At 67.4% G+C, this 20,525-nt stretch carries 15 protein-coding genes and 5 pseudogenes; 5 read left to right on the plus strand and 15 right to left on the minus strand.

All coding sequences use genetic code 11. The annotated features are described in order from the left end of the window. From ACF088_RS15800 to ACF088_RS15825, 6 genes and pseudogenes are all read right to left on the minus strand, one after another. A partial coding sequence (locus ACF088_RS15800; RefSeq protein ID WP_392376331.1) for an IPT/TIG domain-containing protein occupies window positions 1-342 on the minus strand: 342 nt, incomplete at its 3' end. A 298-nt stretch (window positions 343-640) separates the two neighbouring features. Beyond that, window positions 641-1,384, minus strand: a complete 744-nt coding sequence (locus ACF088_RS15805) for an IPT/TIG domain-containing protein (protein ID WP_392376332.1) — start codon at window positions 1,382-1,384, stop codon at window positions 641-643. A 123-nt stretch (window positions 1,385-1,507) separates the two neighbouring features. Then, window positions 1,508-2,200, minus strand: coding sequence for a hypothetical protein (locus tag ACF088_RS15810; RefSeq protein WP_392376333.1), 693 nt, complete (start codon window positions 2,198-2,200; stop codon window positions 1,508-1,510). Window positions 2,201-2,630: 430 nt separating this feature from the next. Continuing rightward, window positions 2,631-2,945, minus strand: coding sequence for a transposase (locus ACF088_RS15815; protein WP_392376334.1), 315 nt, complete (start codon window positions 2,943-2,945; stop codon window positions 2,631-2,633). A 601-nt stretch (window positions 2,946-3,546) separates the two neighbouring features. Next, a pseudogene (locus ACF088_RS15820) lies at window positions 3,547-3,892 on the minus strand (transposase family protein); the annotation flags it as partial. A 43-nt stretch (window positions 3,893-3,935) separates the two neighbouring features. After that, the gene (locus ACF088_RS15825) at window positions 3,936-5,159 is read right to left on the minus strand and encodes a glycosyltransferase (protein WP_392376335.1); all 1,224 of its coding nucleotides are present in this window, start codon (window positions 5,157-5,159) and stop codon (window positions 3,936-3,938) included. Window positions 5,160-5,273: 114 nt separating this feature from the next. Here ACF088_RS15825 and ACF088_RS15830 point away from each other — a divergent pair, with 114 nt between their 5' ends. Together ACF088_RS15830 and ACF088_RS15835 are read left to right on the plus strand one after the other, a co-directional pair. Then, entirely contained in the window at window positions 5,274-5,918 is a 645-nt protein-coding gene (locus ACF088_RS15830; RefSeq protein WP_392376336.1) for a TetR/AcrR family transcriptional regulator, read from the plus strand. A gap of 278 nt (window positions 5,919-6,196) precedes the next feature. Next, window positions 6,197-6,793, plus strand: coding sequence for an IPT/TIG domain-containing protein (locus ACF088_RS15835; RefSeq protein ID WP_392376337.1), 597 nt, complete (start codon window positions 6,197-6,199; stop codon window positions 6,791-6,793). Between the two features lie 1,020 nt (window positions 6,794-7,813). Here the strand turns inward: ACF088_RS15835 and ACF088_RS15840 are convergent. Continuing rightward, entirely contained in the window at window positions 7,814-9,055 is a 1,242-nt protein-coding gene (locus ACF088_RS15840; protein WP_392376338.1) for an IPT/TIG domain-containing protein, read from the minus strand. Window positions 9,056-10,131: 1,076 nt separating this feature from the next. On the opposite strand from ACF088_RS15840, the gene ACF088_RS15845 reads away from it, so the two are divergent. Further along, window positions 10,132-11,703, plus strand: a complete 1,572-nt coding sequence (locus ACF088_RS15845) for an IPT/TIG domain-containing protein (RefSeq protein ID WP_392376339.1) — start codon at window positions 10,132-10,134, stop codon at window positions 11,701-11,703. A 106-nt stretch (window positions 11,704-11,809) separates the two neighbouring features. Here ACF088_RS15845 and ACF088_RS15850 read toward each other — a convergent pair whose 3' ends face one another. The 6 genes and pseudogenes from ACF088_RS15850 to ACF088_RS15875 all read right to left on the minus strand — a co-directional run bounded on the left by ACF088_RS15850 (window position 11,810) and on the right by ACF088_RS15875 (window position 15,934). Further along, a complete protein-coding gene (locus ACF088_RS15850) occupies window positions 11,810-12,247 on the minus strand; it encodes a hypothetical protein (RefSeq protein ID WP_392376340.1) in 438 nt (145 codons plus the stop codon). A gap of 427 nt (window positions 12,248-12,674) precedes the next feature. Then, window positions 12,675-12,905 carry a hypothetical protein gene (locus tag ACF088_RS15855; RefSeq protein WP_392376362.1) on the minus strand — a complete coding sequence of 77 codons (231 nt, stop codon included), beginning with the start codon at window positions 12,903-12,905 and terminating at the stop codon, window positions 12,675-12,677. A 119-nt stretch (window positions 12,906-13,024) separates the two neighbouring features. After that, a pseudogene (locus tag ACF088_RS15860) lies at window positions 13,025-13,393 on the minus strand (glycine betaine ABC transporter substrate-binding protein); the annotation flags it as partial. Between the two features lie 90 nt (window positions 13,394-13,483). After that, window positions 13,484-14,413 (minus strand): annotated as a pseudogene (locus tag ACF088_RS15865) (IS5 family transposase). An 80-nt stretch (window positions 14,414-14,493) separates the two neighbouring features. After that, window positions 14,494-14,964 carry a GNAT family N-acetyltransferase gene (locus ACF088_RS15870; RefSeq protein WP_392376341.1) on the minus strand — a complete coding sequence of 157 codons (471 nt, stop codon included), beginning with the start codon at window positions 14,962-14,964 and terminating at the stop codon, window positions 14,494-14,496. 89 nt (window positions 14,965-15,053) lie between these two features. Next, a pseudogene (locus tag ACF088_RS15875) lies at window positions 15,054-15,934 on the minus strand (IS5 family transposase). 146 nt (window positions 15,935-16,080) lie between these two features. On the opposite strand from ACF088_RS15875, the gene ACF088_RS15880 reads away from it, so the two are divergent. Together ACF088_RS15880 and ACF088_RS15885 are read left to right on the plus strand one after the other, a co-directional pair. Continuing rightward, window positions 16,081-16,737, plus strand: coding sequence for an HAD family hydrolase (locus ACF088_RS15880; protein ID WP_392376342.1), 657 nt, complete (start codon window positions 16,081-16,083; stop codon window positions 16,735-16,737). 59 nt (window positions 16,738-16,796) lie between these two features. Then, window positions 16,797-17,061, plus strand: a pseudogene (locus ACF088_RS15885) (transposase family protein); the annotation flags it as partial. A gap of 503 nt (window positions 17,062-17,564) precedes the next feature. Here the strand turns inward: ACF088_RS15885 and ACF088_RS15890 are convergent. Together ACF088_RS15890 and ACF088_RS15895 are read right to left on the minus strand one after the other, a co-directional pair. Then, window positions 17,565-17,867, minus strand: coding sequence for a hypothetical protein (locus ACF088_RS15890; RefSeq protein ID WP_392376343.1), 303 nt, complete (start codon window positions 17,865-17,867; stop codon window positions 17,565-17,567). Window positions 17,868-17,880: 13 nt separating this feature from the next. After that, window positions 17,881-20,525 (minus strand): RHS repeat-associated core domain-containing protein (locus ACF088_RS15895; RefSeq protein WP_392376344.1); only part of this gene is annotated, 2,645 nt, incomplete at its 5' end.

Raw genomic sequence — 20,525 nt, forward strand, 5'->3', positions numbered from 1 at the left:
CGTAGCCGAATTGACCACAAACGACGCCGACACACCACCGAACCGCACAGCGGTCGCACCCGTGAACCCCGTACCGGTCAACGTAACCGTCGTGCCCCCGGCCGCCGGACCCGACGAAGGGACCACCGAGGAGAGAACCGGCGCGGGCGTGGTGATGTAGGCGTAGGTGACGAACTGATTGCTGATGCCAATGGGCGTGGTGACGGTGACCTGCACGGTCCCGGTTCCGGGCGGGGTGGTGGCGGTGATCTGTGTGTCGGAGACGACGGTGAACGAGGGCGCCGGTGTGGCGCCGAAGCGGACTGCGGTGGCGCCGGTGAAGCCGGTGCCCGTGACCGTCACGGGGTTACCACCTGCGGTGGAGCCCGAGGTGGGTGAGACGGAGCTGACGGCGGGCGTGGCTGCGGCCAGCGGCTGTGCGGCGGGGTCGGTTGGCGATTGTGCTGAGCTATTCACGGCCGTGATCCTTCGAGAACGTGAGCCCCGGCCGGCCGCAGAAGAGAGGCGCCGGGCCGAGGCTCGTGAGGGAAGCGAGGTGGCCCGGACAGGGGAAGGGCTCACCCTGTCCGGGCGTGATGTCCGCACGGCTGGTGGGCATGACCAGGCCGTCAGCGGCTCAGATGGTGGGTCAGATGGTGGGTCAGATGCCGGGGCCGGCCACGTAGGTGAAGCCACCGGTGGCAGTGGCGCTACCACCGGTGGTGGTCACGGTGACGTTGACGGCACCGGCAGTGCCGGGCGGGGTGACGACGGCGAGGGTGCTGTCGTCGACGACGGAGAACGGTGCGGGCGTGCCTCCGAAGGTGACCGACTGGGTGGTGGTGAAGTTGGTGCCGGGGATGGTCACCCCGGTTCCGCCGGACGCCGGGCCGGAGTTGGGGCTCAGCGTGCCGAGGGTGGGGCCGTCGACGTAGGTGTAGGTCAGACCGTTGTTGGTACCGCCCGCGGTGGTGACACTGACGCTCACCGGTCCGGCCGCGGCGCCCGCCGGTGCGGTGACGGTGAGCTGGCCGTCGTTGATCACGGTGGGGGTTGCGGTGGCGGCTCCGAAGTGCACCGCGGTGGCGGTGGTCAGGCCGGTGCCGTTGATGGTGATGGTATCGCCGCCCGCGGTGACGCCGGATACGGGGGCGATGCTGGACTTGAACGGTGCGCCGACGTAGAAGAACGACAGCGGGTTGCTGGTGCCGCCGGGGGTGGTCACGGTCACCGGAACCGTGCCCGTGCCCGACGGGCTGGTGACGGTGACCGATGTGGGGGTGTTGGCCGTGATGGCGGCTGTCTTGGTGCCGAAGTGCACCGAAGTGACGCCGCTGAGGTTGGTACCGGTGATGGTGACGGTGGTTCCGCCTCCGGTCGATCCCTGGTTCGGGGAGATAGGCATGGTGTTGCCTCCTTCGTTGTGGTGTGCGAGTGGGAATGGCGAACCCTGACCGGACGGCCGTGTTCGCCGCCGCGGTGATGTGGGTGTCCGGTGAAGCATTCGGCCGATGGGTCGGCCGGGCCGTCAGGTGCAGCCGATGACGCTGCCTGACGGAGCACAGTTGTCGGGGGTGTTGCCGCTCACGGCCGTGCCCAGCAGGGTCACGCCCCCGGAGTTGACGTAGATGCCGCCGCCGCTGGAGGTGGCGGTGTTACCGGTGACGGAACTGGCGGTCAGCGATACGGCACCGTTGTCGTTGTAGATCCCGCCACCGGCAACAGCAGTGTTGTCGGTCACGGAACTGGTGAGCAGGGAGACCGTGCCACCGAGATTCGAGATGCCGCCCCCGGGGAAGGGGGGCACGGCACTGCCGCCTCGGACGGTGACTCCGACCAGGCTCAACTGGCCCTTGGTTCCCGGCACGTTCGCGGCCCCTTGGACCTGCAGGACCCGGAAGGCCGGCGCGCCCGGGTCACGGGCGATGGTGACGCCCATCCCCAGCAGGGTGATCGAGGTGGTGATGGGTGGTAGGCCCACCGGCCCGGTGGGGCTGCTGCCGTGCGCGCTGGTGAGTTGGTAGGTGCAGAACGGCGCCAGCGCCAGGGTGTCGCCGCCGGCCGCGTTGGCCGCCGTGATCGCGTTCACCAGTGAGGTCTCGCTGCACAGCACAGGCGTCTGAGCCTGCGCCGTGTTCGGGACTGCGACCATCCCCGCGGTCAGCGCCACGGTCAGGGCGCAGACACCGAGGATGGAACGTAAAGTACGGGCAGTTTGCATGACGTCCCCAGGAAGAGGTGACGTGGGCCGCCACACCATCCGATGCCAATGAACGGCACGGGATGATGCATTCACTTCCTCTGCGCGGGAGGACACCCGCCGCGGCACCAGGTTTGTACCGCCGCCTACGCTCTCAAGTGGGATCAGTAAAGGTAGGCCGACTGCCCTCCCCCGAGAGGATGGGCGGCCCACCGGATTGGATGACATCAGTACCCCACCCGAGTGAGCACAGGTGCAACGCCCTTGACGGCCAATCACCCAGATGGCAGAGCTCGCATCGGTCGAGAAACGCAACGTCGGCGGTGATACGTGGCCCGGCCTGCGTTCCCCGTCTGCCGCCCCACGAACCCGTCACCACCCCTGCACCGCCGGCTGACCGACTGGGTGGAGTGGGAGCGCCCGACAGAGATGAGGGTGGGGTCCTGGTGCCTCACCGCTGGGCGCGGTAGTCGTCGCGGGCCTCCGGTCGGACGGAGCGGGCCAGCCGGCGGCGGAAGTGGGCCAGCAGCGACGGTTCGAACGCGGTGTCGTGCAATCCGAGCCCGCACGTGGCCTTCCACCGCAGGTCGCACCGCAGTTCCTGGACGGTCTCGAAGTCCGACAGCCTGTGCCGGGCCTGCAGGGTGACCGCCGCAGCCAGGGTCTGCGGCGGCATGCTCGGGCGGCCGTTCACCGACGGGTACAGGTCCGTGAACATCACCGCCGGGAACAGCTCGCCGCGGTGCTCGGCCAGGAATGCGAACACACTCCCCGCCGGAATCAACTCCCGGCACGTCTCCCACCCGGCCCGACCGTCTCCCCGGCCCTTTCCCCCATCACCACAAACGAGACCGGCCCCGAGTCGGTCGCGGACCAGGTGCCAGAAGTCGGCTTGATGGTCCAGCTCACCTCGGGGGAAGGAGGTCGGGTGCCGCACCTCCAGACCAACGGCGCGTTGGACGGGGGCCAATGGCGACGGCTACCCGCCATTTACCACTCTTGAGAGGGGCGGTGGACCGGTTGTCAGCGGTGCCCTGCCACGCCGCGGGGGCTCTGCGAGAGAGGAAGAGGTGTCGATCAGCCGGCACCCTTCACCTTTGTACCGGCTGATCGAACCAAGCCTCCACGCCCAGAAAGACCCCAAATTGCGACGTCTTCGCGTTGGCACCTGGCGTGTGACTAGGCGACAGGCATTCAACGGTCGCCACACCCCGTGGGGTGGGCACGTGGCCCGCTTGGCTCTCCCCAGCTAAGCCGATTGACTCGCATGCCAGCAATGGCGCCGGCAGCGAGCCACCCGAATGGCGCAGGCCGTTCTCCCTGGAGGAATTTCGACAGACCGCGACTGCTGCACTTTCCCATTAGCTCTCGCGGGTGGGGATCAGGATGCCGTCCACGATCAGGACATCGTCCTTGCGAAACCGCTGGCGCTGTTGAAAGCGAGTAGTGGGGCGGTGTGGTCGATGATCCGGACGGCGGCCGACTCGGAGAAGCCGAACAGCGGGGCGAGTTGATGCAGAGTCAGGTCGATGCGCCATAGGCAGCAACCAGCAGGACTCGGTCCTGAAGCGGCAACGATCAAGGCCGTCCTGGACGTGGAAGGTCGGCACCCCCGCGCCGCAGGATGGTCAGCAGCCTGCCGAAGACGCGCGGGCTCAAGCCGGTAAAGGGGTCTATCCAGGACGGCTCCAACGCCGCGATCACGCCAGTCACGGCAAGATCGTTTCACGAGCCGTCAGCGGTGCGGGGGTAATCCTTAGCCCGCAGCTCGGCGGAGCCACTCTCGCAGAGGCTGGGTGCCGGCCTCAGCGTGCATCGTTTGTCGGACGGCCCGGGCGCCATCACGCAGTCGCTGGTTCGCACTTGCGTGGGTGATTGCGGCTGCGAGGAGGGGCCCGTCGACCCCTTTGATCGGTATCGGGTCTGTGGCCGCGCCGAGGGCGGCCAGACGGCGCGCCCAGAAGGGCTGGTCGGTGTGCATGGGCAGCGGGACGGAGGGGATCGCGGCCTGCAAAGCCGTTGCGGTGATCCCCGCTCCCGCGTGATGGACAACCGCGGCGGCGCGGGGCAGCAGCCAGAGGTGCGGCACATCCCCGACATGGATCACGTCGGGGCGCTCCAGTCGGTCGACGATCGAGCGCAGTTGCGGGCCGCCCTGCACGATTGCGCGTTCCTTAATTGATTGCAGGGCCTCTTCCACCGCCTGCAGCGCGGCCGAGTTGGGCGAGATGCTGCCGAGGGTGATGACGACGGGTGCGGGGCCGGCGTCGAGGAATTCACAGAGCTCGGCTGGCGGGCTCCAGTCCTCGGGAGTGGGGGACTGCCAGAAGCCGTCGAGTGTCAAGTGAGCGGGCCAGTCCGCCGGTCGGGGCAGCACGGCGGGGCTGATGCCGTGGTGGACAGGGTGTCCCTGGGCGCGCCGTCGGCGCTGTGTGGCACGACGGGTCCGGGGAGGCAGCCCGAGCTTGGAACGTATCCGTGCGCAGGCCGGGTCGTAGGGCGTCGGTACCTGCTGCGCAATGCGCCCGGCGAGCCGGTTGCCGGTCCGGCCGAGGCTGCGTTGGCTGAAGATCACGGGCGGATAAGCAGCGCTGGGCTGCCACGGTTGCAGGAGAGCGTCGACGGAGGGCACGCCGAGAGCTTCTGCGATGTCGTGCCCGTAGGGGGAGATCGCGTTGGTGAGCACGGCTTCCGCGCCGGGTGCGGCGTCCAACGCTGCGGTGGCGGCCTGGTCCATGTAATTCCGCAGTGCTGCGAGGTGGGCGCGTGCTCCTGAGGGGGCGTCGCCGCTTTCGTCGCCCTCCGGTCCGAGCGGTGTGGTGATGGGCGCGAGCGTGCAGCCGGCCGCGGTCACGAGCGGCTCGTACTCGATGTTGGCCACGATGGTGGCCTGGTGTCCGTCGGCGACGAACGCCGCCCCCAGCCCGGTTGCGGGCGCGACGTCTCCTCGGGTGCCGGGGCTCAGGATCAGAACCTTCATCGTGCCTCCAGATCGTCCTGCCGGACTGACTTCGCACTCAGTGTTCGCTAACAGCGTTCTCGAACGTAGTGCAACGCATACACTGTTCGCAAAGGAGAGGCACACGGAGGCGCCATGGAGTCGGATCTCATCTGGATGCGGCCGAGCAAGTCAGGGACCGGACGCCCGGCCGGTCGCACACGCGTCGAGATCACCGAGGCCGCCGTTCGAGTCGCCGACCGGGACGGACTCGACGGAGTCTCCATGCGCAACGTCGCCGCAGAGTTGGGTACGGGGGCCGGCTCGCTCTACCGGTACGTCGACAACCATGGCGACCTCCTCGACCTGATGGCCGACCACGTCTGCAACGAGTACGACCTCGGCAAACCCTCCGGAGACTGGCTGGCCGACCTGGTGGGCCTCGGACTACAGGCCCGCGAGATCTACCGTCGCCATCCCTGGCTCACCGAACTCGCCCTCACCAGGCCCGTGGTCGGCCCCAACGGCATCGACGTCGGCGAGCACTTCTTCGCCGCGCTCGCCGACCACCCCGCAACCGACGCGGAAAAACTGGTCGCGCTCGGCATCCTCAACGCCGTGGTCGCCGCAACGGCACGATCAGAGGACTCCCCCGTCGACACACTCCGCAGCGCCCGCTACGTCGCGCATGTCGCCGCCCAGGGCAACCACCCGCACCTCGCCGCTCTCCATCCCACCCCCGCAGACGGCGCCCCCCTGTCAGAAACTCTCCGCCGGATCCTCACCAGCCTGCTCACCTGACAGCCGCAGCCTCGCGGGGAGCACATCTTCGACCGCTTCAATGCCCCGCCGACATCGCGGGCCTGCGCATTTAGCTCTGGTCACTGGCTGGTTGCGAGAGGGGAATGCAATGATGCTCCGGCGCGACCTGAATCATGCGGGCGCTCATGAAGAAAGTAATTTGAGAGTATTTTGATTCCGTGCGCTGGGCGAGACAGGATATGCGCTCTATTCACCCTGTTCGGGACGTGTTTACAGTCGAGTACATCGCGTCAATTTCCTGCGCACAGGGGGTCCTCATGGCGATCGTCAACCCATCCAGCGGCCCGGCTTCCGGCGGGAACACGGTACTCATCACAGGTACCGGACTCACCGGTGCGACATCAGTGCACTTCGGGTCCCCTGCGGCCACTTCTCTCAGCGTGATCAGCCCAACGCAGCTGACCGCGGTCGCACCCGCAGGTACGGGTACGGTGCAGGTCACTGTCACAACCCCGTCAGGCACGATCGTGGCCACCCCGTCGTACACCTACATCTCCGCTCCGGTGATCACATCAGTCGCCCCCTCCTCCGGCGGTGGAGGCGCAACGGTGGCCATCTCCGGGACCGGCTTCACCGATGCGACCGACGTGCAGTTCGGATCGGTTCCCGCGACGAGCTGGAGCGTCGTCAGCGCCACGCAGATCGTCGCCGTCGCTCCCCCGGGCACGGGATCCGTCCTCGTAACCGTCACCGCGCCCGGTGGGATCAGCAACGGAGTGGAGTTCGTCTACGCCGGCGGCCCCGCGCTCGCCATCAAGCTGTCAGATCTCCTAGACAATATCGCCGGGGTTTTCCATGCCATTGCCGATGCCTGCACCACGATCTCTGGATTCTTGAGAAGGCTTGGCCTCTAGAACTGCACACGCCACCGACAGCACCACCCCCACGGGGCCCGCCAGAAGCGGGCCCCTTTCGCATGCTCGCACGCGCCCGCCAGGAGCAGGCGCCACCGCACCAGGAGTGCACCCATGAGCGGCACCTCGACGAGCAGCACCCCGCCGCCGCGCCGCAGAGCGACCCCGCCACGACGCCGACCTGGCAGGCCCCGACCGGAACCGCGCCGACGCCGACGCCGCCCGCCTCGGCACAGGGCGAGGCGCTGCCGCGACCATCACCCGACTCGAAACCGAACTCGCCGCCGCCCGCGCCGAGGCCGGTAGGAGCAGGGTCACGGCCAAGCAGCGCGCCGCCGACGAGGCCCGCACTCAGCTCGCCCAGGACATCGGGCGCGCCCTCGGCATCATCCCGGACGGCCAGGAAGCCGACCCCGCGCAGCTGACCGCGCAGCTGACCGCCTCGCAGGCGCGGGCCCGACAGACCGCCGTCGAACTCGCCGTACCGCACTGCGCCGGACGCCGGCGCCGATGCCGAGGCCCTGCCCCACTCCCGCGCGTTCGCCACGTCGCTCGCTGACATCGGCCCGACCGACACCGCCGCCGTACAGGCCACGATCACCGCAAACCCGAAGCTTGCCGCCGCGCCCACGCGACCACCGCAACTACCTGGCCTTTCTCGGACTCGCCGCCGCTATCTGCTGCTAAGGCGATACGTCCGCCTCACCACACAGGACACGATCTAAGGTTGATCTTTAACCTCTGCCCGTGGCGGGGCTGCCGTTCGGTCGCGGGTTGCGGTGTTCTGAGGACAGCAGAGCGGCCTCGGGGTGATCGTGTGCGCTGTCTAGACGCAATTGATCCACCACGAGGCCGTGAAGGTGAGTCTGCTGGACGACGCCATCCGTGTCGAATGCCTGGTCGTGTTGTCGCAGTTCCGGAGCGACTTGCATGACTGCCGAGCCCGGTCGGCTCACCCCTGCCAGGGACCGCCGCGGATTTCGGAACATCCGCCCGAACACCGCTCATTGGGATTCACCATCAGATGTAGGTGAAGCGCACGGGGTTGCTGGTGCCGGCGGGGGTGGTGACGGTGACGGGCACCGTTCCGGTTCCGGATGGGACGACAGCGAGGATGACGTTGTCGGACAGGACGGTGAAACTTTCCGCCGGGTGGCCACCGAAGGCGACGCTCCTCGCGCGGTTGACCTTGCAGCCGAAGATGACGATGGTGCGGCCGGGACGGCCACGACTCGGCGTCACTGCCACGAGCTTGGGCGGCAGTGAGGCGCTGTAGGTGAACGACACACCATTGCTGGTACCACCGGGCGTGGTGACCCTCACCGGCACCGTCCCGGTCCCGGGCGGAGTGATGATCCCGATGATGGTGTCGTCGGCAACCGTGAAACCGGCCGCCGCGGTACCACCGAAGTCCACCGCCGTCGCACCGGTGAAACCGGAGCCCACAGCGATGATGTCGCTGCCACCGGCCGGATCACCCGCCTGCGGCGCAATCGCCGTGATGACCGGTGCCGAGACGTAGGTGAAGCGCACGGGGTTGCTGGTGCCGGCGGGGGTGGTGACGGTGACGGGCACCGTTCCGGTTCCGGATGGGACGACAGCGAGGATGACGTTGTCGGACAGGACGGTGAAACTTTCCGCCGGGTGGCCACCGAAGGCGACACTCCTCGCGCGGTTGACCTTGCAGCCGAAGATGACGACGGTGTCGCCGGTGCGGGCGCTCTGCGGCGTCACTGCCACGAGCTTGGGCGGCAGTGAGGCGCTGTAGGTGAACGACACACCATTGCTGGTACCACCGGGCGTGGTGACCCTCACCGGCACCGTCCCGGTCCCGGGCGGAGTGATGATCCCGATGATGGTGTCGTCGGCAACCGTGAAACCGGCCGCCGCGGTACCACCGAAGTCCACCGCCGTCGCACCGGTGAAACCGGAGCCCACAGCGATGATGTCGCTGCCACCGGCCGGATCACCCGCCTGCGGCGCAATCGCCTCGAGGACCGGTGATTCAGCTGATCCGGCGTAGGAGTATGTGAGGCTGTTGCTGGAGCCTCCGGCAGTGACAACGCTCACCCGAACGCTTCCACTTCCGGGCGGCGCAACCGCCGTGATCAAGGCATCGGAGGTGACGGTGAAGCTTGGGGCCGAAGCGGCGCCAAAGGTGACAGCGCTGGTAGCGGCGAGCCCGCAGCCAGCGATGGCAACGGTATTGCCGCCCGCGGCTGGTCCGGTACTCGGGTGGAGAGCGGTGATGTTGGCAGACATGCCACAGCCTTCTTTCCTTCGTGGGTGATCAGTTCGCGCGCAGGTCAGCTGACCTGTGCAAAGCAGCCAGCCCCGTCGGTACCGCGAGACAACAGGCCGTCAGATGGAGGCGGAGCGCGAGCGATTGCGAAGCGGCCTCAATCGATTGAACTGATCCTGCCCGTGCGAAGGGAAGGAGTGAGTTCACACTCCATGAAGCATACGTGGTGAATATGATTACCTTATTACGAGTCGGGAAGCTCGGTGCCCTTCCCGGCCCTTCCGGCATGCGACTTTCCCGGCTCCCTTCGCCCCCCAAGCGCCTCACCAATACCTCCGCCAGGTGCCGCGGCTGTTCCCCAAGTTGCTCGAGTTGTACGGTAGGAGAAGCCATCGGCGAGGATCATCAGTCTCCATATGGCTTCCCGTACCGCGGCAGGAGCTGGTCCTCGACGCAGGCCACCGACACGTAGTTGTCGAGTTTGAGGCTGCCGGCCAAGCCGCAGCGGCCGCGGGGCGCCACTGGTCAAGGCCAATGACTTCACGATCCCTTTCAGGGGCTCAGGTGTCTGCGCGAGAATCGCCGCGAGCAAGCTCTCCGCACCCCGTCCACGGCGCGCATGTCATCAGCCCACCGAGCCCGCAGGGTCGTCATCGCCGGTCGGCACAGGGCTGTCCGGCTTACGTCCCTCCCTCCGTCGCAAGTCGAAGGGGGCAGTGGGTGCGGCGGTGGTGATATCGAGTTCAAGGAGCGCAGAAGGAAGTACAGGGCGTTTTTCATACGGTGTGAAGTGCCTCCAATCCGCCTGTCAGTGTGCCCACTTCTTCGGTTTACTGCTTCAGGCCGGGGAATTCGACGTAGGCGGGCTCGCCTTCAAAGGCCGCTCCTCGCAACATCTCTCCGCTACGCGTCGAGTATCCGGACCTCGACAGACGAGCAATCTCCCGCTACATCCTGCTCAGGAAATGGGTGCATGATGAAGGCACACGAAACAACCACGCCCCCAAGACCATCCATTCACGCCGCCTCGGCAACTCTCGTCGCCCCGTCCCCGCAAGTAATCGCGACACTCCCGGCGGGGACCAAGCCGCTGGGATTGGCGACCAGCCCTCTGGGGCCGCCGCTCGCTTACGCGGCCAGTAACGCCTCGGGGACCGTCAGCATTCTCGACACCGGAACGCTCACGATCTCCACCCCCGCGGCCCCGTTGACCGCCCCCGCAGGGGTCTCGCTCACCCCGGACAATGTCTACCTCTACGTGGCCAACAGTGGCGGGAACACTGTCAGTGTGGTGCAGCGCAATCTCTTTGCGGTCACCAACACGATCGGGGTGGGGAAAAGCCCCTTCGGTATCCAGGTGAGCCCCGACGGCCTGTTCGCCTACGTCGCCAACCAGAACTCGAACACCCTCAGTGTCATCAGCACCGTCACCCGCGCCGTCGTCGCGACCATCCCGGTCGGGGGCCAGCCCACATGGGTCGTAGCCGCCCCCAACGACCTGGAGGTGTATGTGACCAACCAGGGCGGGAACTCGCTCAGCGTGATCAGCACGGTCACCAACACGGTCGTGGCGACCATCGCCGGCCTGTCGGCTCCCTATGGCGCAGCGGTCACCAGCGACAGCCGGTACCTGTACGTGGCAAACAGCACCGCGAACACCGTCAGCGTCATCGACACCGTCAGCCGGACAATCGTCGCCACCATCCCCGTGGGCACCGCGCCATGGGGCGTGACGGTCACCCCGGACAACAGCCACGTCTACGTGGCGAACAATGGCTCCGACACAGTCAGCTATATCGACACCACCACCAACACGGTGAGCAGCACCGTCGCTGTCGGCCATCAGCCGACCGGCGTCGGTGTCGCGGCCAGCGGGCTGACCGCGTACGTGTCCAACAACGGCGCGAACACCGTCACCGTCCTCGCGCTCATCAACATGATCAGTCCCCCGGCGGGGCCGGAGGCCGGCGGCAACATCGTGACCGTCACCGGCACCAACCTGACCGCTGCCACCGCGGTGAAATTCGGGCAGGTGCCCGGCACCATCATGGCCAACACGCCCAGCCAGATTCTCGTGGTCCCCCCGCCCGGCGTCGGTGTCGCCCAGCTCACCGTCACCACTCCGGGAGGCACCAGCAATCCCAAACCGTACGTCTACTCTCCGAGCGGCGAGCTGGACAGCCTGGCCCCGGAAGCCGGCCCGACCGCCGGCAGGAACATCATCAGCATCGAGGGGAACAGGTTCAGCACCGCCACGCAGGTGCGGTTCGGCTCGGTGCCCGCTGTGCCCACCGTGGTCAGCGACCAGCTGATCACCGTCACCGTCCCACCCGCCGCCGCGCCCGGCCTGGTTCCCGTCATCGTCACCACGGCTGGCGGTAACACCCCTCAAACCATCACCTACGCGTACATCGATCCGCCCTTGCTCAGCGCCGTGAGCCCGAACACCGGACCGGTCGCCGGCGGGAACGTCATCAACCTCTACGGCCTGAACCTGTCGACAACCAGCCGGGTCAAGTTCAACAATGCGCTCGTCCAGTACAGCGTCCAGTCCGACACCGTCCTGACCGTCGTCGTCCCCCCGAACCCGGCCGCCGGAACGGTGGACATCACCGTCACCACCGACTCCGGTACGAGCACGCTCACCAGCGCCTACGTCTACGTCTGAGCCAGGAACCGGGGAGCGGGGAACTGGTTCGGCTCGGGTAAGGCGCCGCAGCAGAAGCTGGTGATGGTAGGCAGAACCCCTGCAGCCGGTGTTCGACGTACCGCCGTCACGGGACGTACGTTTCCTCGGCGTGGTGAGGAATATAGGAGGCGGGAGCCTTGACGGTCAGGCGCACCAGGGCAGCGGCCGTCTCGCGATCGAGGCGCTTGCGCCCGGTCGCAGGCAAGGGAAGCGGGTGTGAGCACGCTGGATCGATCCACCGTTTCCCATCGGGCGTGCAATAGATCGGCAGTATTCGCGTGGCATCAGCTCCCAGGCGTGTTGTCACCTGGTCCGGGGCGATCTCGCGGTCCGTGACGAGGTACAGATCAGTGACGTTGTCCGGGCCCGGAATTGCCACGGCGTCCGCTGCGGCTGCTTGGGCGGTTTCGCTACTGGCCCGCTCGTGATCATCGACGAGGGCGTCGTCGGCCAGTTCATACAGTTCGGCATAGACAGCCCCGATCATCTCGGCGACGTCCCCAGGCACGTCGACAAGAGTCATGGTCCGCGCACCACCGGACGAAGAACCTGCTGGTGAGCTCCTCACCGAAGAAGGTGGCCGCAGGACGGCCCACGTGCTGGCCACGACGCACTCGAAGACCCGGCGTTGCCTGCTCTAATACGAGCGAACGACTGCTCAGTCGACCACAACAGGGGCACCATTTGCGTCCCACTGGCTCGTGGGCAGGCCATTCTCGGAGCCAGGCAGAGAAGAGGAGCCCGAGAGCAATTCACGACCGGTGCCAGCGCTTCAACTCCGACGCCAGCCATTGCCGGAGCACTCTGACCTGGACTAACGTCCTCCGGACCGATACCACTTTCCTCCGAAAATCGCAGGGGCCAGGTTGGCCGTGCCGTCGTGGGACATGGTGGACACCCAAGCGATCGGCCGCGGGACAACCACCGCGGTCAGGAGCTTGTAGACCTCGCTACGCCTGGGGGGATGTCGCCGTGCCGACTGAGGCGACCGAAACAGCGTGGAAGATCCAGTCAGCCGTCGCGGATGCAACGGCCAGGGCGGACTCGAAGGCCGCGCTCGCCTTGGCCGTGCCGTCCACCACGCTGGCCGTACCGAGTCTGCTGGCGAGTTCCCGGCGGGCGGCGGGCGGTTCCGAGTCCGTCGCGGCGCAGACGCTGTTATGGCTCGGTGTCGTACTCATCATGGTGGGTGCGGGCGCGTCGTTCGGATCATGGTGTCCCGGCCCTCCGAACGGCAGCGTCTACGCGAGCGGCAGGGCGCTCTCCTCCTGCTCGCCGGACGCTCGAGCGAATCCGTCTGTCAGCCTTCCCGGATGAAGCCCTCCCGCACCAGCCAGTCCTTCGCCACCTCGTGCGGGTCCTCCCCGTCCACGTCCACCCGCGCGTTCAGCCGCTGGGCCTCCGCCCCCGTAAGCCGCTTGGTGATCGGGGCGAGGAGGTCGGCGATGGCGGGGTACTTCCTCAGTGTGGCGCTGTTCATCTCGGGTGCCGCGTTGTAGTTGGGGAAGAAGTGCCGGTCGTCCTCCAGCACCTTCAGCTTGAGTTCGGGAATGCGGCCGTCGGTGGTGGCCGCCACGCCGAGGGCGCAGGCCGCGCCCTCGGCGACCTGGGTGTAGACGACACCGTCGTCCATCTTTTTGAAGTTCCCGCGCCGGAGGGCGAATCCGTACGTCAGAAGCTCTCGGCCGGTCCCGGCGCGAAGGGGCAGCGGTTCTACGAATGGGCCGTCATCGACCTCACCTAGGCACTGTTTCTCGGATCATGTTCGGAGCCAGATCATGAGGGTCGCGACCGTGATGGTTCCGAGGTAGACGTAGGCGCGTTTCTCGTAGCGGGTGGCGACGGCCCGGAAGTCCTTGAGGCGGTTGATGGCTCGCTCGACGGTGTTGCGTTTCTTGTAGCGTTCGCTGTCGAATCCGGTGGGCCGGCCGCCGTCGGGCCGCGGTTGTGCCGGTGTCGTTGCTGGTCGAGGCGTTCGGGGATGGTGTGCCGGATTCCGCGTCGGCGCAGGTAACGGCGGTTCTTGCGGGAGGTGTAGGCCTTGTCCGCCAGGAGGTGGTCGGGTCGGCTGCGGGGCCGTCCGACTCCGGTGCGGGGCACGGAAACCTGCTCCAGCACCCGCTCGAGCTGGGGGCCGTCACCGTAGTGCCCGGGTGTCAGAACGAGCCCGAGGGGGGCCGGCATCGTCCCTCGGCGGCGAGGTGGATTTTGGTGGTGAAGCCGCCGCGGGAGCGTCCCAGGCAGCCGATCTGATCACCTCCTCCAATCGGACGACCAGTTTCCGCAGCACCGGTTCGACCCGGTTCATCCCCTGCCCGGCCCCCTTTTGAGGAACCGCGGCCGGGGGCACCTTCCGCGCGCCGGCGGCGTGCTGGTGAGCCCGCACCGCGGTGGAGTCCACTGACACGTCCCAGTCGATTCGGCCCTCAGCGTCCTCGGCAGCCTGGACAAGGGACAGCAGCCTCTCCCACGTGCCGTCCGCTGACCAGCGGCGATGACGTTTGTAAACCGTCTCCCACGGCCCGAACCGCTCGGGAAGATCCCGCCACTGCACACCCGTCCGCACCCGGTACAGCACCCCGTTAATCACCCGCCGATGATCACTCCACCGACCCCCACGCGCACCACCACGAGGCAAGAACGACTCCAGTCGATGCCACTCCGCATTCGTTAAATCCCCACGACCCATGGAACCAGCCTGACCCCAACACCCCACCCACGTCCGGAGATCCGAGAAACACCGCCTAGGCCCGTCCGATAGGTCGAGTCCTAGCGCAAGTCCAGCTCGCCAACTGTTTGGCCTCCGCTGGTCTCACCCGTCAGGCGGAATCCGAGCCCGAGGTAGAAGCCCTCGGGGCCGCCCGTGCCCGGATGCCAAGTGGTGGTCAGGCGGGTGCCGCCGCGACGGCGGATTTCAGCAGCAACGGACTCGACCGCGAAGCGACCGTAACCTCGACCCTGCTCACCATCTGCGATGTTGAGCCGCCAGAGACCGGAACGGATGTCGGTGCCTGTGCCGTCGCCCCTCCAGTCGATGTCGAAGAAAGCCATGAGGAAACCGACGGGACGGTCACCGTCAAGGATGAGGCGGGGCCAAGCTATGCCGGGATAGACATATGCCTCGGCCAGAGATTTCACGACCGGCGCGACCAAGTGCTCCTGATCCGGACGAACCCGCAGACCGATCGCTGCGTCGAAGTTGGCGGGGGTGATCTCCCGCAGACAGAGTGTGGTCGTCATGCAGGAACCCTAAGCCAGTCGATCAAGTGGACTCTGCGGATGCGTCGTCGGACCCGGGAACCCTGCTCGATAGCTCGTATGCCCCGGGCTCAGGCTCGGAGCCGGAGCCGTATGGCTGCGGTGGTGACGGTTCCGTGGAAGACGTAGACCCGCTTGTCGTACCTGGTAGCTACCGCCCGAAACGTCTTCAGGGCGTTGATCGTCCGCTCAACTTCATTGCGGCGCCTGTGTCTGTCCTTGTCGAAAGCGGTCGGGCGACCGCCGTTGCTGCCTCGGCATCGACGGTTGGCCCGCTGGTCCTTCGGCTCCGGGAAGGTGTGCTTGATCTGGCGTCGCCGCAGGTAGCGACGGTTCCGGCGGGAACGGTATGCCTTGTCGCCGCCCAAGTGGTCGGGACGGGTGCGAGGGCATCCGCCGCTCAGCCGCGGAACGCGGACGCGTTCCAGGACTGGGGTGAGCTGTCGGAATCGCCCCACTGGCCCGGCGTAATCAGGAACGCGAGGGGGCGGAGTCTTCCTTCACTGACCAGATGGATCTTGCAGGTGAGTCCGCGTCGGGAACGTCCCAGCGCCTCGTCGGGGCGGTGCTGAGCAGGCCGACCATGCCGGCCCGGAACGCGCGGTGCGGTCCTGCGGGCGCCCTAGGCGTGCTGGTGGGCTCTGCACGAGGTCGAGTCCACAATGACCATGCTCCAGTCGATCCGGCCCTCCGCGTCAGCATCGGCCTGGAGAGCCTGCAGAATCCGTTCCCATGTGCCGTCCGCCGACCAGCGGCGATGCCGGTCATACACCGTCTTCCACTTTCCGAACCGCGGCGGCAGGTCTCGCCAGGGGACACCGGTCCGCTGATGGAAGAGAAGGCCGTGGAGCACCCTGCGGTGACTCTTCCAACGCCCGCCCCGCCCCCCGTTCTTCGGCAGGTGTGGTTCCAACCGAGTCCACTCTGTATCCGACAGATCGCCCCGCCTCACGCAGGCCAGAACGACATGATCACTGCCCAGTCACACGGGCCATCAGGCTCTGCCTAAGTCGGGTAGCCGGGTCACGGCAACGTGACCCGGCTACCCGACCAAGGATTGTCCCGCTATGCCTACCTGCGGGCTGGCATGATCGATGCATGAGCGGTGAACTGCGCGGTAAGTACGTCTTGTTCGACGTCGATGGCACGTTGATCGACGCGGTGAGCAACCAGCGCCGGGTCTGGGGAACCTGGGCGGAGCGGTACGGACTCGTTGCGGAGGAGGTCTACCGGGTGGCGCTGCGGACGCGGCCGATGGAGACGTTCGCGCAGGTTGCTGCGGACCACGATCCGCACGAGTGCCTGGCCACGTTGCACGAGCTGGAGGACGAGGATGTCCGTTCCGGCGTCTACGCGGCCTTCGACGGTGCGTCGGAGCTGCTGCACGGCCTTCCGTCCGAGGCATGGGCACTGGTGACCTCGAACTACGAGCACCGGGTGCGCGGCCGTTTCGTGCGGACGGGTTTGCCAGTGCCGGGCGTCATCGTGGACGCGGCCGCGGTAGAGGAGGGAAAGCCCTCTCCCGTTCCGTATCTGCAGGCCGCTGCGCAGCTGGGTGCCGAGCCGGAAGAGTGCCTGGTCATTGAGGATGCTCCCTCCGGAGTGCAGGCCGGGCTGCGTGCCGGAATGATGGTGTGGGGCGTGAACGCGGCTGTTGCGGTGGAGGGCGTGCATCGCCACTTCGTCAGTCTGCGCGAGGCAGTCCCTCACATCCTGGCCTTCGTGTCCGGTGATCACGGGGATGCCGCAGCCTGATCCTGCCTGCCAGCACCGGGCAGCACTGGGCAGCACTGGGATGATCTTCGTGTGCTGGTGTGATCACGGCGTCCGAGCCGTCTTGGATCCCCGTTCACTGGGCTGAGCCCGCGCTGTTTCGGCAGACTTCTGACCACACTGCGGCGCGATGGCGTGGACGAGGTGCGGCGGGGACGACCGTGAAGCCTGCCACTGGAAAATCGAGTACTCCTGGTCACCGTCTACTGACACACCACCCTGACGCTGCGGCAGCTGGCGCCGCCGTTCGGGATCTCGAAGTCGGCCGCCGACCGCATCATCGACCACCTTGGTCCTACCAAGGCGCAGGAGCGAGCGGCGACTGGAGATCATTTACGGGACAAGCGCCAAGTCCGGCGCCGAGACCGGCCGCGGCTGGTGATCGCCGGCCAGACCGACCGCCTCTCCTCCGGCTTCTCCGCCTTCTCCGGCTGGCACACCGAGGCCCGCCGCAACCGGTGCGGACTGCTGCTGAAGCCGCAGAACGTGAGCGACGGTGAGCTGAACGGCGTCAAGGTCCCCCCGCAGCCGCCTGGGCGCCACCCGCCCGGAGCGGGCCATCCTGCACCTGGGGGACGGGGTGCTGCGTACGGTGCGGGTGCCGGAGACGGTGCTTCCGCCAGCCGGGAGCTGAGGTCGGGCGGGGTTGCGTGACACACGGGAAAGCCCCTTTCGCCAGCGTTTCCGCTGGTGAGAGGGGCTTCCTTGAGGTCTCCGAGGGGCGGGCGGGTGCAACCAGTCGTCAGCCACTACCCGGGCGGGCAGGCCCGTCCGCGACGGTCCGGCCGTCCCCCACGCCGGTCATGGAATCAGCCAAGAGTCCAGTGCTCGGTTCCTGCTTGAGGCTTGGGGGCAGGTACCCATGCAGAACGGTCCGCAGAAGGGTCCCAGTCGGGCACTTCTCCGTCGTAGTAGATGAAGAGAGCCCAGTAGTAGGCGTCTTCGTGCAGGATGATGTCGCTCTCTTCCAGGAACTGCTGCTCCGGCCACTGGGCGTTGATACGCGCCACGGCCTCCGCCTCCGAGATGGAGAACAGGGAGACCATCTCGTCGGCGACTTCGTCCAGCAGCTCCAGCACCTCGTCCGATGCGTTCGCCAAGAATTTACTCATACGGCACCCCTTCTCACTGGAGGCTCCTGGTGAGGAGCTCCCCAGCGTCCTTCCCGAAGAACACCACCTGGTTCCCGAACCACTTCCCGTTTTCCCAGTTCATGAAAGCCTTGGGATTTGCCAGCATCGGTCCCTCCACCATTTGGTGGGGCAGGTCCTTTCCGCCACCGCGGTAGTAGTAGACGAAATCATCGAGCGCCCCGCTCGGGCCCTTGAACGTCTTCGAATTGAGGGAATCGAACTCCGCCCGCGGGACACGGAAGTGGAGAACCTCGGCATTTTTGCCGTTCTTGGCTGCCCAAGTCGATGCTTGCGTGAAGTCCCGCGTGGTGTAGAAACCGTTCCCGAAGTCCATGGGGCGAGTGCTGAAACTGGTGTTGACGCCATCCCGTCGGATATTCGCGGCGGCATTCTTGTTGGTCCCGTGGAACAGATCCACGTGACAGTCGGGCGCCAAGCCCAGGAAGTCGGTCGCCGTATGGGGGTTGTCGACGTAGGCGACGGGGTTGGGCGCCGGTTCCAGCCCCAGCGGGTCCGGTGACGCGTAGCGTCCCGTCTCGGGGTCGTAGTGGCGGAAGTAGTTGTAGTAGAGGCCGGTTTCGGGGTCCTCGTACTGGCCGGGGAAGCGGAGCGGGGTGACGGCCGTGGCGTCCCGGTTGCGGGCGGTGGTGCCCCAGAGGGTGGTACGGGAACGCCAGGCGATGTCGCCCTGTTCGTCGACGAGCTCGGTGGGCGTGCCCACCAGGTCGGTGACGATGGCGAAGAAGCGGGAGTCGTACTCCTCCTGCGTCCTCGGCTTGCGCTCCAGCTGTGTCAGGGGCCGGTGGTCCTCGTGGTTCCAGGTGAGGATGACGCCGGTGGTGCTGTCGGTCTGCTCGGCGAGGCTGGTGCCGTCCCAGGTGAAGTGGACGGCCTCGGCCACCGAACCGTCCTCGGCCATGCGGTACTTGGCGGTACGGCGGCCCATCGGGTCGTACGTGTAGTGCCAGCGGGTGCCGTCCGGTGTCACGCATGAGGTGAGGCGGTCCTCGGCGTCCCATCCGTAGCGCCAGGTGTCGGGCTTCCTCGACAGCCGGCGCTTCTGGCGCAGCACCATGCGGCCCGCGGCGTCGTATTCGTAGCGGACCGCGCCCGCGGCCTGGATGCGGGTGCCGGTGTAGGTGCGTTCGCCGCAGGCCTCCGCGCGGCCGGCCTTCTCCGGCCAGTCCGCCTCGGTCTGGTTGCCCGCCTGATCGTAGGCGTAGGACTCGGTCCAGCCGTCGGCGGTGACCGCCAGCGGGCGTCCGACCGCGTCCAGTTCCATCTGCCGGCTGGTGCCGGTCGCCTCGTCGGTGATGGAGACCAGGTGGTTGTCGGGACGGTAGGCGTACCTGCGGGCACGCAGCGTCTCGCCCCGGCCCACGAGGCCGTGGGCCACCGGGCGGCCCGCCATGTCCCACGAGGTGGACATCGTCACCGGCGCGGCGTGGGACCGCAGGACCCGGGTCAGTTCATGACCCGCCGCGTCGTGGGTGAACTCCAGACGACGGCCGTCCGTCGTCAGCGCACTGCGATTGCCCGCGTCGTCGTACGTGAGCTCGGTGAACGCGCCCGTCGGAGTCGTGCGGGAAACGCGTCGTCCCAGGAGGTCGTAGGCGTAACGGGTGGTGCGGCCGTCGACCGTCTCCGACAGGAGGCGGCCCACCAGGTCCCGCTCGAAAGCGAGAGCGGAGGTGGGGGAGGCCGCGCGGATGAGGGCGCCCGCTGCGTCGTGGGCGTACTCCGTGCGGACACCGGCCGCGTCCTTGGACGTCAGCCGGCCGAGGGCGTCGTACGTGTACGCGATCTCCTCGCCCAGCGGCGTCCTGCGGCTGACCAGACGGCCCGACGCGTCGTGGGTGTACGAGATCTCGCGGTCGTCGAAGTCGGACTCCGCGATCAGGTTGCCTGCGCGGTCGTAGGTGTAGTCCCAAGTCAGACCCTGTGGGTTGGTGACCTGGGTGAGGCGGAGCTCGGGGTCGTAGGCGAAGGCGTGACGGACGCCGTCCGGCGTGGTCCGGGCAGCCACCTGGTCGAAGTGGGTGTACTCGTAGCGGGTGGTGCCGCCCGCGGCGTCGGTCCTGGTGAGGCAGTTGCCCTCCCCGTCCCAGGTCAGCTGCTCGCTCCGGCCGTCGGGGCCGGTGCGCCGCGCGAGAAGCCCCTCGACGGTCCACGCCGAGCTGCTGATCGCGCCCAGCGGGTCGGTGACGGTGGTGGGACGGCCGAACGCGTCCCGTTCCACCGTGGCGGTGCGTCCGGACGCATCGGTGACGGATACCGGCAGGCCCGCGCCGTCGACCTCGTAGGTCACCGTCGCCCCTGACAGGTCCGTGCTGGTGGCGACCGCTCCGGTGGGGTGGTGGGTGAATCGGTTCGTGACGCCTTCCGGGCCGATGACGGCGGTCAGGTTGCCCCGCTCGTCGAACTCCTGGTGCCAGGTCACCCCGTCGTGGCCCGTCGACGAGACGGGGAGGTGCAGTCCGTTGTAGGCCGCTGTGGACCGGCTGCCGTCCGCACGCTCGATGACGGTGAGGTCGCCGGCCGCGTCGTACTCGTACCGGATCGTGTTGCCGAGGGGGTCGGTGCGGGCCAGGAGGTGGTCGTAGCGGTCCCACTCGGAGGCCGTGGTGTGGCCGAGCG

The sequence above is a fragment of the Streptomyces sp. NPDC015125 genome, assembly GCF_043080045.1.
Lineage (GTDB): Bacteria > Actinomycetota > Actinomycetes > Streptomycetales > Streptomycetaceae > Streptomyces.

Coding starts and splice junctions, on each gene's coding strand:
- ACF088_RS15840 (WP_392376338.1), bottom strand. CDS start 9,055: ATGTCTGCCAACATCACCGCTCTCCACCCGAGTACCGGACCAGCCGCG.
- ACF088_RS15805 (WP_392376332.1), bottom strand. CDS start 1,384: ATGCCTATCTCCCCGAACCAGGGATCGACCGGAGGCGGAACCACCGTC.
- ACF088_RS15870 (WP_392376341.1), bottom strand. CDS start 14,964: ATGACGACCACACTCTGTCTGCGGGAGATCACCCCCGCCAACTTCGAC.
- ACF088_RS15850 (WP_392376340.1), bottom strand. CDS start 12,247: ATGACTCTTGTCGACGTGCCTGGGGACGTCGCCGAGATGATCGGGGCT.
- ACF088_RS15855 (WP_392376362.1), bottom strand. CDS start 12,905: ATGAGTACGACACCGAGCCATAACAGCGTCTGCGCCGCGACGGACTCG.
- ACF088_RS15835 (WP_392376337.1), top strand. CDS start 6,197: ATGGCGATCGTCAACCCATCCAGCGGCCCGGCTTCCGGCGGGAACACG.
- ACF088_RS15880 (WP_392376342.1), top strand. CDS start 16,081: ATGAGCGGTGAACTGCGCGGTAAGTACGTCTTGTTCGACGTCGATGGC.
- ACF088_RS15890 (WP_392376343.1), bottom strand. CDS start 17,867: ATGAGTAAATTCTTGGCGAACGCATCGGACGAGGTGCTGGAGCTGCTG.
- ACF088_RS15825 (WP_392376335.1), bottom strand. CDS start 5,159: ATGAAGGTTCTGATCCTGAGCCCCGGCACCCGAGGAGACGTCGCGCCC.
- ACF088_RS15810 (WP_392376333.1), bottom strand. CDS start 2,200: ATGCAAACTGCCCGTACTTTACGTTCCATCCTCGGTGTCTGCGCCCTG.
- ACF088_RS15830 (WP_392376336.1), top strand. CDS start 5,274: ATGGAGTCGGATCTCATCTGGATGCGGCCGAGCAAGTCAGGGACCGGA.